This is a genomic window from Pedobacter hartonius, assembly GCF_900107535.1.
Classification (GTDB): domain Bacteria; phylum Bacteroidota; class Bacteroidia; order Sphingobacteriales; family Sphingobacteriaceae; genus Pedobacter; species Pedobacter hartonius.
The window spans coordinates 80,592-94,716 of record NZ_FNRA01000002.1 but is presented as its reverse complement, the minus strand read 5'-3'; the positions used below and the strand labels follow the sequence as shown (position 1 = coordinate 94,716).

Genomic DNA, 14,125 nt, shown 5'->3' with positions numbered 1-14,125 from the left:
TAAATGTCTAAGATCTATTATAAGTCTCCGGAGGAGGTTGAGCTGATTAGGATCAGTTCCATGCTGGTATCTGAAACACTTGCAGAAGTGGCAAAGATCATTGGCCCGGGAGTGACTACAATGCAGTTAAACAAGCTTGCGGAGACTTACATACAAGATAACGGAGCGATACCGGCATTTCTAAACTACAACGGGTTTCCATACTCACTTTGTATTTCGCCTAATGAACAGGTTGTTCATGGCTTTCCGGGTGATTATGTGATTCAGGAAGGAGATCTGATCTCTGTGGATTGTGGTGTGATCAAGAACAATTTCTTTGGTGATTCGGCTTATACTTTCTCTATCGGAGAGATTAGCCCTGACCGTCAGAAATTGGTTGATGTTACCCAGGAGTGTTTGAAGCGTGCTATTGATAAAGCTGTTGTAGGCTCCCGCCTCGGTGATGTGGGCTATGCAGTGCAGTCTTTAGCTGAGCAGAATGGTTTCGGCGTGGTGAGAGAGCTCGTTGGTCATGGTGTGGGCGTTCAGCTGCACGAGAAGCCTGAGGTTCCGAACTACGGAAGACGTGGTACAGGTATGAAGTTAGAGGAGGGGATGGTAATTGCCATTGAACCGATGATTAATGCCGGTACAGCTAATGTAGAGTTTTGGTCTGATGGTTGGACAGTAACAAGCAGGGACAATCAACCGTCGGCACATTTTGAGCACACTGTTGCAATAAAAAAGGGCAAGGCAGATGTTTTATCGACCTTTTCTCTGATTGAAGAAGTTTTAAAAGAAAAAAGGTAAATAATTAAATATTTTTCTTTAATTTTGCAACCCTGTTTAATAGCAGCTAATTAAGTAAAAATCAATATTATATGGCTAAACAAGCCTCGATTGAACAAGACGGTGTAATAAGAGAAGCATTATCCAATGCCATGTTCAGAGTTGAACTCGAGAACGGACATGAAATTATCGCTCATATCTCAGGTAAAATGAGGATGCATTACATTAAGATATTACCTGGGGACAAAGTTAAATTAGAGATGTCGCCTTACGATTTATCAAAGGGCAGGATTACTTATAGATATAAATAAAATGAAAGTTAGGTCATCAATTAAAAAACGCAGTGCTGATTGCAAGATTATTCGTCGTAAAGGCAAACTTTACGTTATTAACAAGAAAAATCCGAAGTACAAGCAGCGTCAGGGATAATAAATTATTGAAGTATGATTAGATTGAATGTACAGGTTACTCAATCTGTCGTCAAATAATCAACATTTAGTACAAATATGGCAAGGATATCAGGTATAGATTTACCAAGAAACAAAAGAGGCGAAATTGGACTAACTTACATCTTCGGTGTAGGCAGATCAACTGCTCAGCGTATATTAACTGAGGCAGGTATCGATTTTAGCAAAAAAGTACAGGATTGGTCTGATGATGAGTTATCAGCAATTCGTACCATCATTAACGACGGCGTAAAAGTAGAAGGTGCTTTACGTTCTGAGGTTCAGTTAAACATCAAACGTTTAATGGACATCGGTTGTTACCGTGGTTTACGTCACAGAAAAGGTTTACCGGTTCGTGGACAACGCACCAAGAACAATTCTCGTACACGTAAAGGCAAGAGAAAAACAGTTGCTAACAAGAAAAAAGCTACTAAATAAAATTAGTAACGAATAATAATTATGGCTAAGAGTAAAAAAGTAACCAAAAAGCGTATTGTTGTTATTGAACCAGTTGGTCAGGCACATATCAATGCGACTTTTAATAATATCATTGTTACCTTAACAAATAACAATGGTCAAACTATTTCATGGTCTTCAGCAGGTAAAATGGGTTTCAAGGGTTCTAAAAAGAACACTCCATATGCTGCAGGTCAGGCTGCAAGTGATTGCGGTAAAGTAGCATTTGACTTAGGTCTGCGTAAAGTAGAAGTATTTGTTAAAGGTCCTGGATCAGGTCGTGAGTCTGCTATCAGAACATTACAGATCTCCGGAATCCAAGTAACTTCGATCAAGGATATTACACCGCTTCCGCACAACGGATGTCGTCCTCCTAAGAAGAGAAGAGTTTAATTTATTAATTTTTAAAGCTAAGAGTCTGCAGCTTCAGGTTGCATGATACTTTAAAACAAAAAGCAATGGCAAGATATACAGGACCAAAGTCCAAAATCGCGCGTAAGTTCAGAGAGCCAATTTTCGGCCCTGATAAAGTACTAGACAGAAAAAACTATCCCCCTGGACAGCACGGTGCGTCTAAAAGAAGAGGTAAACAATCTGAGTATTCAGTACAGTTAATGGAAAAACAAAAAGTTAAATACACTTATGGTGTATTGGAACGTCAATTCCGTAACCTGTTTACAAAAGCATCTTCACGTCAGGGTATCACAGGTGATAACTTATTGCAATTATTAGAAGCCCGTTTAGATAATACAGTTTACAGATTAGGTATCGCAACTACACGTTCAGCTGCCCGTCAGTTAGTTAGCCATAAACACGTAACAGTGAACGGTGAAGTAGTAAATATCCCTTCTTATCAATTGAAAGCTGGTGATGTTGTTGCAGTTCGTGAGAAATCTAAAACTCTGGAAAGCATCACTAATTCAGTAGCAGGAAGAGTAATCAATAAATTCAATTGGTTAGACTGGAATGCATCTGAGTTAACAGGAAAGTTCTTAGCTTATCCAAACCGTGACGAGATTCCGGAAAATATCAAAGAAAACTTGATTATCGAGTTATACTCTAAGTAATAATATATTTAATTAGCTGCCTTTGCGGGCAGCTAAATTTTTTGCGTTACAAAATATTAATAACGATCTAAAAACATTATAAATGGCAATTTTAGCATTTCAGAAACCCGATAAGGTCATCATGCAGAAATCAACTGATTTCGATGGTATCTTTGAATTTCGTCCCTTAGAACCCGGTTTCGGTGTAACAATTGGTAATGCCTTAAGAAGAATTCTTCTTTCTTCATTGGAAGGTTATGCCATTACAAGTATTCGTTTTTCTGGTGTATCACATGAGTTTTCTACAATGAAAGGTGTTGTAGAAGATTTAACTGAAATTATCCTGAATTTGAAACAAGTTCGTTTCAAAAAAGCTGGTGATTCAGGTGAATCTGAAAAAGTTTTTATTGTGGTTAATGGCCAGGATCAATTTCTTGCAGGTGACATAACAAAATTCTCTAACAATTTCGAAGTCCTTAATCCTGACTTCGTGATCTGTAATATGGAGAAATCAGTGACTTTAGAGGTAGAATTAACTATCAATAAAGGACGTGGTTATGTTCCGGCTGAAGAAAATAAAATTAATGATGCTGTTGTTGGTGTAATTGCTATCGATTCGATCTTTACTCCAATGAAAAATGTAAAATACACGATTGAAAATTATCGTGTTGAACAAAAAACAGATTATGAAAAATTAATTTTGGAAATTGCTACAGACGGATCTATACATCCTGAAGAAGCTTTAAAAGAAGCAGCCAAAATTTTGATTCAGCATTTCATGTTGTTCTCTGATGAGAACCTGGTTCTTGAATCTCAGGCTAAAGAAGAAACCAAAGAAGTTGACGAGGAAATCCTGCATATGCGTAAGATCCTTAAAACTGAACTGGTTGACCTTGATCTTTCTGTCCGTGCATTGAACTGTTTAAAAGCAGCTGATATCCGCACGCTGGCTGATCTTGTTTCTTATGACGTAGCTGACATGTTAAAATTCAGAAACTTCGGTAAGAAATCATTAACTGAAATCCAGGAACTTGTAAAATCTAAAAGCTTATCATTCGGTATGAATTTAGGTAAATACAAACTTGAAGAAGAATAATCAAGACAAATAACAAATTGTTAATAGTGCATAATTCCCTCTTTACTATAGAAGAGACGGTATGCACTGAATAAAAAAAAAATGAGACACGGTAAAAAAAACAACCACTTAGGCAGAACTGACTCCCATCGTAAAGCGATGTTGGCTAACATGGCCTCATCACTGATCAAACACAAAAGGATCTCCACTACTTTAGCAAAAGCAAAAGCTTTGCGTATGTATGTAGAGCCCCTGATCACTAAATCTAAATTAGATACTACACATTCACGTCGTATCGTATTTAGTTACTTACAGGATAAAGATTCAGTTACTGAATTATTCCGTGACGTTGCTGCTAAAGTAGCTAACCGTCCGGGTGGTTATACCAGGATTATCAAGTTAAACAACCGTTTAGGTGATAACGCTGAGATGGCTTTAATTGAACTGGTAGATTACAATGAAGTTTACGGTGTGGATACTGAAGCTGCTGAAAAGAAAACTACACGTCGTGGTAGAACTAAAGCAAAAAAAGCTGACGCACCTGCTGCTAAAACTGAAGTGGCTTCTGAAGAAGCTGAAGTTACTGAAGATGCACCGGCTGCAGAAGAAGCAAACCCGGAAGCTCCGGCTGCTGAAGAAGCAAAAGAAGATAAAGGAGAATAATTTTAAATTCTCTGAATTAAAGATGCCTTTCTGTAAAACGGAAAGGCATTTTTTTATGCATAATTTGTTAAGCTTAATTTTGATACGATGTCAGATCCCGAAAAACTTGAACAGTTCAAAAGCCTGGTAACAGAAAGTGTTGCCAAAGACACATTCATTAAGATCACACTTGGGAATTACCAGGGTTCTGAGGCAGACCTGAAGAACATCTATGTGCGTAAAGTTCTTATCAAAAGGGAAAACCGGCTGGCCTTTACCTACCGTTATAAAACAAAGGACATAGTGAAGAACTATGGGAATGACGAAGGACTGGCACTGATCTTCTCCTGCCTGGAGACAGGGTTTCAGAATTGTACCTGTTTCACTGTTACGAATGATATTGTCCTGTTATATCACAAGACAAAAGGATATTCACTGAATAAGAATAAACCGAGCCTTGACGGGCCCCTTCCGGTAAGCCATGATAAAGAAAAAAACCGGCTGATCACAGCAGCCGAACAGCCTTATCTGACCGCGCTCAGGATCACTGACAAGGACGGAGTAGTATTTAAGAATGCGCAGGACAAGTATAAACAGATCAACCAGTATGTGGCTCTGCTTGACCCGCTGATCAGGGCCTTGCCCACTGATAAGTTAAAGAAAGTAGTTGATATGGGCTCGGGTAAAGGATACCTGACTTTTGCCCTGTATGATTACCTGGTCAATGTACTGAAACAGGAAGTGGCTGTTACCGGAGTTGAATACCGGCAGGACCTGGTAGAGCTGTGTAACCGCATCGCATCGGATTCTGATTTTACAGGATTGAACTTTGTGCAGGGTACGATAGAGGACTATCAGGAAAGGGATATTGATCTGCTGATTGCACTGCACGCCTGTGATACGGCTACTGATGATGCCATATTTAAGGGAATTACTGCCGGTGCCGAACTGATCGTGGTGGCGCCCTGCTGCCATAAGCAGATCCGCAGGGAAATGGAGAAAGGAAAGGCGGGTAATGAGCTGGACTTTTTAACAAAATACGGGATCTTCATGGAACGGCAGGCAGTCATGGTCACTGACGGTATCCGCGCGCTGATACTGGAATACTTCGGATATAAGACAAAGGTTTTTGAATTTATTCCGGAGGCCAATACGCCAAAAAATGTTTTAATTGTTGGGTCCAGAATTAAGGGACAGGCAGCAGATCAGTCTGAAATATTGGACAAAATCAGGAAAACGAAAGATTATTTTGGTATTGGTTATCATCATCTTGAAAAATTATTCGGTTTATAAGACGTTTATTGCCAAAGCAAAAGCATATTTATGACAACCTGTCAGAAATGTAAATGAAAATCATTTACATTTTAACATAAATTAAAAATAGAATGTCTGTTTACCTGCCAAATGCCAATTGGCACATTGCTTGTTAAATAGATTTTGGAAAAAAGAATTCATCACATAAACAAAGATAAATAGCATGTCAAAAATTATTGGTATAGACTTAGGAACAACAAACTCTTGCGTAGCCGTAATGGAAGGTAACGAACCTGTAGTTATAGCCAACAGTGAGGGTAAACGTACAACGCCATCCATTGTTGCTTTTGCAGAAAATGGTGAGCGTAAAGTAGGTGATTCTGCAAAACGCCAGGCAATCACTAACCCAACAAAAACAATTTATTCAATTAAGCGCTTTATGGGCAGCAGCTTTGCTGAGGTTTCTAAAGAAGCTGGCCGTGTGCCTTACAAGGTTGTTAAAGGCGACAATAACACACCGAGAGTTGAAATCGACGACCGTAAATATACTCCACAGGAAATTTCTGCAATGATCTTGCAAAAAATGAAAAAAACTGCGGAAGACTTTTTAGGTCAGGAAGTTACTGAAGCAGTGATCACTGTTCCGGCTTATTTCAATGATGCACAGCGTCAGGCTACCAAAGAAGCTGGCGAGATCGCTGGTTTAACGGTTAAACGTATTATCAACGAGCCTACTGCGGCTGCTTTAGCTTACGGTCTTGATAAAGCACACAAAGACATGAAAATTGTTGTGTTTGACTGTGGTGGTGGTACACATGACGTTTCTGTACTGGAATTGGGTGATGGCGTATTTGAAGTAAAATCTACTGACGGTGATACACACCTTGGTGGTGATGACTTTGACCACATTATCATTGACTGGTTAGCTGCTGAATTCAAAAATGAAAATGGAATGGACCTTGCACAGGATCCAATGGCATTGCAACGTTTGAAAGAAGCTGCTGAGAAAGCAAAAATTGAATTATCAAGCACAACTTCAACTGAAGTTAACTTACCATATATTACAGCTGATGCAAGTGGCCCGAAACACTTGGTTAGAACTTTAAGCCGTGCTAAATTTGAGCAACTGGCTGCTGACCTGATCAAACGTACTATTGAGCCTTGTAAATCTGCATTGAAAAATGCTGGTTTGAAAACATCAGATATTGACGAGATCATTTTAGTAGGTGGTTCTACACGTATCCCTGCTATCCAGGATGCTGTTAAAGCTTTCTTTGGTAAAGATCCTTCTAAAGGTGTAAATCCTGATGAGGTGGTAGCAATTGGTGCTGCAATCCAGGGTGGTGTATTAACAGGTGAAGTTAAAGATGTATTGTTATTAGATGTTACCCCTCTTTCATTAGGTATCGAGACTATGGGTGGTGTAATGACTAAACTGATTGAAGCAAATACTACTATCCCATCCAAAAAAGCTGAAACTTTCTCTACAGCTGCTGATAACCAGCCTTCAGTTGAGATCCACATTTTACAGGGAGAGCGCCCGATGGCTGCTCAGAACCGTACAATTGGCCGTTTCATCCTGGATGGTATTCCACCGGCACCACGTGGTGTTCCACAGGTAGAAGTTGCATTTGATATTGATGCAAATGGTATCCTGCATGTAAGTGCTAAAGATAAAGCTACTGGCAAAGAGCAAAAAATTCGTATTGAGGCTTCATCTGGTTTAACTGATGAAGAGATCAAAAGAATGAAAGAAGAAGCTGAGCAAAATGCTGATGCTGATAAAGTGGCTAAAGAAGAAGCTGATAAAATCAACAGTGCTGATGCTTTGATCTTCTCTACTGAGAAACAATTGAAAGAATTTGGCGATAAGATCTCTGCAGATAAAAAAGCACCGATCGAAGCCGGACTGGTAAAATTACAAGCTGCTCATGCTGCGAGAAACTTTGCTGACATCGATGCTGCTCAGGAAGAATTACAAGCTGCATGGAATGCTGCATCAGAAGAAATGTACAAAGCAGGACAAGACGGAGCCCCTGAGGGAGCTGCTGGTCAGCCAGCTGGTGATTCTGCTCCACAAGGCGGAGACAACGTTACTGATGTAGACTTCGAAGAAGTAAAAGACGAAACTAAATAAGTTTCTGAATCAGACCAATAAAAAAGGGTGTCCAATACGGACACCCTTTTTTATTGGTCATTTTTTGGGATTACCAGCCCGGATTTTGAGCGAGTTTTTTGTTGTTTTTAATCTCCCTGCTAGGGATACCAAAGAGCAGATACTTATCGGTTAACACCGGTCCGGATGGAAAGGCGTGCCCCACGAAATTATCAAATACCCCAGTGACAGGATTGTAAACCAGTCTGGTACGTACCATGTCAAACCATGCTTTATTCTCATAGGCAAGCTCATGGTATTTCTCTTTCCATATTGCTTCGCGGAAAGCGGTTTGTGACAGGCCTGCAAGATTTGGCAATTGTGCCCTTGTCCGGATCAGGTTCAGTGCGTCATACGCTGCCTGTACGGGGCCACCAGCTTCATTGGAAGCTTCAGCATAGATCAGCAGTACTTCAGGGTAACGGATGAAGGTCCAGTTCAGATCACTCTGGGCAGTGGTCGCGGCTTCAGTATCAAAGAATTTGAAGATATACTGACTGCCAAAGTTTACCGTCTGGCCGGTGAGCACACTCACATAACTGGAATAGTAATATTGCTGTTCCTTTGTCCTGAGATCGCCTGCTTCATAAGAATTATAAAACTCGGCAGATGGTGTTACTGAACCTATCTCATCAGAAAATTTCGTGATCTTTCGTGATCTTGGAAGGAAACCCTGATCTACACTACTTGTGTTGATACCTACCTGATATTGATTTTGAAGAATAAATTCACCTAAGTTTTTATTCGCTTTGTTACGAAGATCTGCGTATGCAGGGAACAGACGGTAAGTGCCGGAAGTAATAACTTCGCTGGCCTTATCTGCCGCCTTCTGATAGTTTTCTTTTTTCTGCAACGGATATCCTGCCATAGTGAGGTAAACACTGGCCAGGAGCGATTTTACTGCGCCTATGTTTAGCTTACCGCTCACGTCACTGACAGGCAGACCAGCTGCTTCAGCCGTAAGCAGGTCGGCCACAATTGCATCATAAACGCTGGCCTGTGACGCCCGCTCAGGGTACAGTTCCGGAGAACTGGCATTGATGGACTTGAGGATGAGAGGCACATCACCATACATCCTTACCAGGTGGAAGTAATAAAAGGCCCTGAAGAAAGCTGCTTCGCCCAGCATACGTTTTTTAGCCACGTCATCCATCGCAATTGCAGGTATACGTTCTATCGCAAGGTTGGCATTGGCAATGGCATTGTATGAATTTGCCCACCATACATAAAAATAGTTATTGTCTGCATTTGCAGTCAGCGTACGCAGCGTATTGTTATACTGACTTTGCCCTACTTCGGTATTGGCCATTCCTGTTGGGAATTCCAGCATCATAAAAGGGCTTTCCCCATAGGTACCTGTTCCATCAGTAATTTTACGAAGGCTCGCGTAAAGGTTATTGATAGCAGCCTGTGCCTGGTCGGCCGACTGAAAGTAATTTTCCTGTGTATAGTTCGAACGGTTATCCTCATCAAGATACTTTTTACATCCGGTTATGACTCCCGTAAACAGGAAGAGGGTAATGATGAATGGTACTGTATATTTAGATTTATATCTCATGTCTGTAAAATTTAAGGGAACAATTATAAGGATACATTAACACCTAATAAAAACACTCTTGGTTTTGGATAATCGAAAAAGGTGATTCCCTGAGAGAAGTTATTTGCATAGGTAGTTACCTCAGGATCATATCCGGTGTATTTGGTGATCAGGAAGAAGTTTTGTACCGAAGCATAGACCCTCAGGTTATTCAGTTTCAGTTTTTTGGTTACTGCACTGGGAAAGTTATAACCTAAGAGTAAGTTCCTTCCGCGGATATAAGATCCGTCTTCCACCATGTGGCTGTCTACCGTAGTAGTGTATCCTGCCAGGGATGGCCTGTTTTCAGCAATCATTGTATTCTGATTTTCAGGTGTCCATCCGTTCAGCACTGTAGCATAACTGTTGGCCTGTCCGGTACGGTCTTCAGCAGAGTGACGTGACAGGTTCAGGATGTCGTTACCATAAGAATACTGAATGTCGACAGTCAGGTCCAGGTTTTTGTACTTAAAGGTATTGGAGAAGGTACCGTAACCTGTAGGTGTACCTTTACCTAAGATTACACGATCGGCATCATTGATCTGTCCGTCACCATTCACATCTTTGTGCCTGATGTCTCCCGGTTTGGCATTGAACCTGGCTGCTTCAGCGGTTTCTGCTGTTCCCCAGGTGCCTTCGCGGATCAATCCGTAGAAAGAGCCTACAGATTCACCTACGCGAATAATATTGGTGTTGGACAGGAAGTAAGGGTCCGGGAAGATATCGTCGTTTGCATCTCCGAGTGCGAGTATTTTACTGTTATTAATGGCAATGTTAAAGGTAGTGCTCCAGTCGAAATTTTTTGATTTGATATTGGCTGAAGTGATGGAGAATTCAAATCCTTTATTGGACAAACTTCCGATGTTTTTATAAATGCTGGTATAACCACTGGATGTAGGTACCGGTGCATCCAGCAGCATATTGGTTGTTTTCTTATAATAGATATCACTCTCGATGGAGATGCGGTTCTGAAAAAGTCCCAATTCAAATCCTGCATCAAACTGGCCTGTTTTCTCCCATTTCAGATCGGGGTTGGCCAGGGAGTTGATGCCTACGCCGGAAGCACGCGTTCCGCCAAAGATGGCAGTACTATTTTCTAAGCTGGATAAGGAGCGGTATTGTCCGATCTCTGAGTTACCCGTTAAACCGTAACTGGTACGTAATTTCAGGTTAGAGATTACCTTACTGTTCTTCATGAAATCTTCTTCCGATACGCGCCATGCAAATACTCCGGAAGGGAAGTTCCCGTACTTAAAGTCATTACCAAAACGTGATGAACCATCGTAGCGGTCAGTCACCGTAAACATATACCTGTCTTTGATTGTATAGTTTACGCGGCCAAAGTAAGAGTTAAAGGTGTATTTCTCATAACCGGAAGTTGGTGCCAGCGGTACTGCGCCTACACCCAGGTTGTAGTACTGGTAGAAATCGTCAGTGAATCCCTGGGCGCCGGATTTGTTTGTGTTCCTGTCACTGTGCTGCCAGCTGATACCCACTACGGCTTCTAACCGGTGGTTATCATTGATCTTTTTGTTATAGGTGAAATAGTTTTCCGACTGCCAGTAGTTGGTACGTGTATCGGTAATATCTGCCTCACCCTGCACATCTGCACTTTGTTGTCTGAGGAACCTTCCCGAGTAAAAATTTTCTGTCTGGTTGACCACATTTATACCCAATGTACTTTTGAACTGCAGGTCTTTCAGGATCTTGATATCTGCGTATACGTTACCAATATTGCTCTGTGTCTTAAACAGATCCTTACGGTTAAGCTGCAGATTCACCGGGTTTTCACCACCTTCCATATCCGGATAGGCCGCGTTGGTACCGAAACTTCCGTCAGGATATCTTAATGGCACGATAGGAAGGGTCTCTATGAGCATCCTTGTGACGTTTAATCCGCCCTGGCCATTATCAACCCTGTTCTCTTCCACGTTGTTAAAGGTCAGTGATCCACCTACTTTCATCCATGGTTTGATCTGGCTGTCGAATACAAAACGTCCGGAATATCTTTTCAGGAACGATTCCCTAAGGATACCCTGCTCATTGGCATAATTCATAAATACACCATAGGTAGTTTCTGCATTTCCTCCTGTGAATGCCAGATTCTGATTCTGGCTGAATGCCTCCCGGGTAGCTTCTTTCTGCCAGTCGGTATCATAGATAGCCTTTCCGTTTGCATCATATAAACTTGGAAGGCTCTTTCTGATGGCTGCAGGGTCTCTGTATTTTCCACTGGCAAAACCTGCAGGATCATATTTCGCCGCATTGCGGTAAGAAGCGTCCTGAACGGCATCAAATTCTGCCGAATTCAGCACATCCAGTTTCCGCGCCATTTTGCTGATACTTGCATAACTGCTGTAACTGATCTGCCCGCCGGACTGACCACGTTTAGTGGTGATCAGGATTACCCCGTTGGCACCGCGTGCACCATATATCGCCGTGGCAGAAGCGTCTTTCAGTACGTTCATGGATTCGATATCGTTTGGGTTAAGGTAACTGATGGGGCTTACATCAGTAACGCCATTACTTAAGACCACACCATCCACTACATACAAAGGATTGTTACTGGAATTAATGGAGTTGGCACCCCGGATAACGATATTGGTATTTCCACCAGGCCTTCCTGAGTTGGTGGAAACATTCACACCCGATACTTTACCGGATAGCTGCTGCTCTACGTTGGTGGCCGGGCGTTGTGCCAGGGCTTCAGCTTTAACGGCAACGACTGACCCTGTCAGGTCGGACTTACGGGTAGAACCGTAGCCGACAACGACAACAGAACTGAGCGTTTTAGATTCCGTCTTCAGATCTACATTCAGCGTAGTTTTACCCGCCAGAGGGACTTCCTGTGTGGTAAAACCGATGCTGCTGAACACCAGTGTAATATTCAGGTCTGGTACCGAAAGGGCAAATTTACCCGCAGCATCAGTAGTTGTTCCGCCCTGGGCGTTTTTGATCTTGATACTGACACCCGGTAAAGACTGCCCGGTATCATCATTCACCTGGCCTTTCACCTGCTGCTGCTGTGGAAGTTTCTCTGCTTTTGCCGGGTCTTTTTTGATCACGATAGTGCTGCTGAAGATCCGGTAAGAAAGGGGCTGGTTTTTAAAACACTGATTGAGAACTTCCTCAACGGAACCATCGTTCAGATCAATTGTCACATTCCCGGCTTTCTGGATATCCAGTTTGTCATACAGCACGTGATAGTTGCTCTGTTTTTCGATCAGTCTGAAGATGTTTTCCAGGGATGTATTTTTTTCATGGAGGGTCATCTGCTGCAGGTAGGTACTGGCCTGCACCTGCATTACGGCAGTGGCTATAAAGAGGAAGGTCAGGCCTACGACTCTCCGCATTTTAGAGCTTTTAAAGCATCCCATGTGAATGCTGTGGTAGCGGTCATTCATAATTGACATGTTAAGTAAATTATTTTAGTTAATTGATATAGTTGATTTTAGTATAGTCTGTGTTTACTGTTCTACAAGAATTTGTTTGCCGCGGATACTGAACTTTACGCCGGTGTACCTGAGCATTTCCAGGATTTCGGTGATGGGTACCTTCCTTGAAATGGTACCTGTAAATTGCCTGAGCGGAAGGGGGTGGTCAGATATGACTATGCTCACATCATACCAGCGGGATACCTGCTGCATGACATCCTCAATAGTAGCATTGTTAAATTGAAATAATCCGTTTTTCCAGGCAATGCTTTGCTGCACATCGGCCTCCCTTACATTAATTGCGCCCTGATTGCTGACGGCCTCAAAACCGGGCTTTAACGACGTTATTTTGCCTCCCGAGCATATATTTACACTGCCTTCCAGCAAAGAAGTCCTGATCAAATTCTCATCGCTGTAAGCTGTAACATTAAAATGTGTGCCCAGTACCTTTACGTCCTGGCCGGAGGTATGCACGATGAAAGGGGCGGAAGGGTTTTTATGTACTTCGAAATAAGCTTCGCCCTCGAGCTCTACCCATCGTTCGTTACCACTAAACTGTGCGGGAAATTTTAGTACTGACGCTGCATTGAGCCATACTTTTGTCCCGTCGGCCAGGATCAGCTGGTATTGGCCGCCACGGGGGGTGGTGATGACGTTCATCTCCGTTGCAACTGCTGATTGATGCACCTGGGGTTTATACACGAGAATGCCATCTTCTGCTTTGGTCACCTGTACACCTGACTGCATGGTCAGTTTCCCGTTTTTTGCGTCATTAAGTACGATGCTGAAGCCATTTGCCAGTGTAAGCAAAGCCTTATTTCCACCAGGACTGATTACTGCAGGCTGCTGTCGGGACTTTGCTTTGGTGATCAGCTGAGGTGGTTTATGCGGGCGGACAAATAGCCAAAGGGCAGGGCCGGAAAGAAATAATACTGCGGCAGCTTTGATCCAGATATGATTATTGTTTTTTTTTAAGTGTTTACCGGGGAGGCGGCTTTTCCGCAGTCTTTCCCAGATACGGGCATACACTTCCTCCTCGTTATGGTCATCATCTTCCCATACATCATCAGATAACATCAGCTCATCCCTGTAGGATTCCAGGAGTGCTTTTTCTGCTTCAGAACATGGCTCTGATAAGCATTTTTCGTACAGATCGAGAAATTCTTCCCTGGTCATCATGAAGGTCTACATTTGGTTATACAGGTTAAGTGTAGAAAACAGAGCTGCACACACATAAATAATTTCATTATTTATATTTTATCTCATCCTGAAT

Annotated in this window: 13 protein-coding genes; 10 read left to right on the top strand and 3 right to left on the bottom strand. The window is 42.1% G+C overall.

Annotation, left to right across the window (positions count from 1 at the left end):
- Positions 1-3 precede the first annotated feature (3 nt).
- The 10 genes from map (at position 4) to dnaK (ending at position 7,824) form a co-directional block, all read left to right on the top strand.
- The gene (gene map / locus BLW16_RS03885) at positions 4-789 is read left to right on the top strand and encodes a type I methionyl aminopeptidase (protein ID WP_090555278.1); all 786 of its coding nucleotides are present in this window, start codon (positions 4-6) and stop codon (positions 787-789) included.
- Between the two features lie 71 nt (positions 790-860).
- Positions 861-1,079, top strand: a complete 219-nt coding sequence (gene infA / locus BLW16_RS03880; RefSeq protein ID WP_008244555.1) for a translation initiation factor IF-1 — start codon at positions 861-863, stop codon at positions 1,077-1,079.
- Position 1,080: 1 nt separating this feature from the next.
- The gene (rpmJ, locus tag BLW16_RS03875) at positions 1,081-1,197 is read left to right on the top strand and encodes a 50S ribosomal protein L36 (protein WP_010599887.1); all 117 of its coding nucleotides are present in this window, start codon (positions 1,081-1,083) and stop codon (positions 1,195-1,197) included.
- A 77-nt stretch (positions 1,198-1,274) separates the two neighbouring features.
- Complete coding sequence (gene rpsM, locus BLW16_RS03870; RefSeq protein WP_090555277.1) at positions 1,275-1,652, top strand: 30S ribosomal protein S13; 378 nt, start codon at positions 1,275-1,277, stop codon at positions 1,650-1,652.
- 21 nt (positions 1,653-1,673) lie between these two features.
- Entirely contained in the window at positions 1,674-2,063 is a 390-nt protein-coding gene (rpsK, locus tag BLW16_RS03865; RefSeq protein ID WP_090555276.1) for a 30S ribosomal protein S11, read from the top strand.
- Between the two features lie 65 nt (positions 2,064-2,128).
- Positions 2,129-2,737 (top strand): 30S ribosomal protein S4, encoded by a 609-nt coding sequence (gene rpsD, locus BLW16_RS03860; protein WP_090555651.1) that lies wholly within the window; start codon positions 2,129-2,131, stop codon positions 2,735-2,737.
- Positions 2,738-2,819: 82 nt separating this feature from the next.
- On the top strand, positions 2,820-3,812 hold the full coding sequence (locus BLW16_RS03855; protein ID WP_090555275.1) for a DNA-directed RNA polymerase subunit alpha: 993 nt from the start codon (positions 2,820-2,822) through the stop codon (positions 3,810-3,812).
- A gap of 81 nt (positions 3,813-3,893) precedes the next feature.
- Positions 3,894-4,454, top strand: coding sequence for a 50S ribosomal protein L17 (rplQ, locus tag BLW16_RS03850; RefSeq protein ID WP_090555274.1), 561 nt, complete (start codon positions 3,894-3,896; stop codon positions 4,452-4,454).
- Positions 4,455-4,541: 87 nt separating this feature from the next.
- The gene (locus BLW16_RS03845) at positions 4,542-5,726 is read left to right on the top strand and encodes a class I SAM-dependent methyltransferase (RefSeq protein WP_090555273.1); all 1,185 of its coding nucleotides are present in this window, start codon (positions 4,542-4,544) and stop codon (positions 5,724-5,726) included.
- Positions 5,727-5,910: 184 nt separating this feature from the next.
- Positions 5,911-7,824: a molecular chaperone DnaK gene (dnaK, locus tag BLW16_RS03840; RefSeq protein WP_090555272.1), complete on the top strand. Its 1,914-nt coding sequence runs from the start codon at positions 5,911-5,913 to the stop codon at positions 7,822-7,824.
- 70 nt (positions 7,825-7,894) lie between these two features.
- On the opposite strand, the gene BLW16_RS03835 is transcribed toward dnaK, so the two are convergent.
- The 3 genes from BLW16_RS03835 to BLW16_RS03825 form a co-directional block, all read right to left on the bottom strand.
- Entirely contained in the window at positions 7,895-9,400 is a 1,506-nt protein-coding gene (locus BLW16_RS03835) for a RagB/SusD family nutrient uptake outer membrane protein (protein WP_090555271.1), read from the bottom strand.
- Positions 9,401-9,423: 23 nt separating this feature from the next.
- Positions 9,424-12,771, bottom strand: a complete 3,348-nt coding sequence (locus tag BLW16_RS03830; protein WP_217631508.1) for a TonB-dependent receptor — start codon at positions 12,769-12,771, stop codon at positions 9,424-9,426.
- A gap of 114 nt (positions 12,772-12,885) precedes the next feature.
- Positions 12,886-14,031, bottom strand: coding sequence for a FecR family protein (locus BLW16_RS03825; protein ID WP_090555270.1), 1,146 nt, complete (start codon positions 14,029-14,031; stop codon positions 12,886-12,888).
- Positions 14,032-14,125: the final 94 nt, after the last annotated feature.

What these genes read in the sequence shown, in the direction of transcription:
- map (WP_090555278.1), top strand. Translation starts at nt 4, where the DNA reads ATGTCTAAGATCTATTATAAGTCTCCGGAGGAGGTTGAGCTGATTAGG.
- infA (WP_008244555.1), top strand. Translation starts at nt 861, where the DNA reads ATGGCTAAACAAGCCTCGATTGAACAAGACGGTGTAATAAGAGAAGCA.
- rpmJ (WP_010599887.1), top strand. Translation starts at nt 1,081, where the DNA reads ATGAAAGTTAGGTCATCAATTAAAAAACGCAGTGCTGATTGCAAGATT.
- rpsM (WP_090555277.1), top strand. Translation starts at nt 1,275, where the DNA reads ATGGCAAGGATATCAGGTATAGATTTACCAAGAAACAAAAGAGGCGAA.
- rpsK (WP_090555276.1), top strand. Translation starts at nt 1,674, where the DNA reads ATGGCTAAGAGTAAAAAAGTAACCAAAAAGCGTATTGTTGTTATTGAA.
- rpsD (WP_090555651.1), top strand. Translation starts at nt 2,129, where the DNA reads ATGGCAAGATATACAGGACCAAAGTCCAAAATCGCGCGTAAGTTCAGA.
- BLW16_RS03855 (WP_090555275.1), top strand. Translation starts at nt 2,820, where the DNA reads ATGGCAATTTTAGCATTTCAGAAACCCGATAAGGTCATCATGCAGAAA.
- rplQ (WP_090555274.1), top strand. Translation starts at nt 3,894, where the DNA reads ATGAGACACGGTAAAAAAAACAACCACTTAGGCAGAACTGACTCCCAT.
- BLW16_RS03845 (WP_090555273.1), top strand. Translation starts at nt 4,542, where the DNA reads ATGTCAGATCCCGAAAAACTTGAACAGTTCAAAAGCCTGGTAACAGAA.
- dnaK (WP_090555272.1), top strand. Translation starts at nt 5,911, where the DNA reads ATGTCAAAAATTATTGGTATAGACTTAGGAACAACAAACTCTTGCGTA.
- BLW16_RS03835 (WP_090555271.1), bottom strand. Translation starts at nt 9,400, where the DNA reads ATGAGATATAAATCTAAATATACAGTACCATTCATCATTACCCTCTTC.
- BLW16_RS03830 (WP_217631508.1), bottom strand. Translation starts at nt 12,771, where the DNA reads ATGCGGAGAGTCGTAGGCCTGACCTTCCTCTTTATAGCCACTGCCGTA.
- BLW16_RS03825 (WP_090555270.1), bottom strand. Translation starts at nt 14,031, where the DNA reads ATGATGACCAGGGAAGAATTTCTCGATCTGTACGAAAAATGCTTATCA.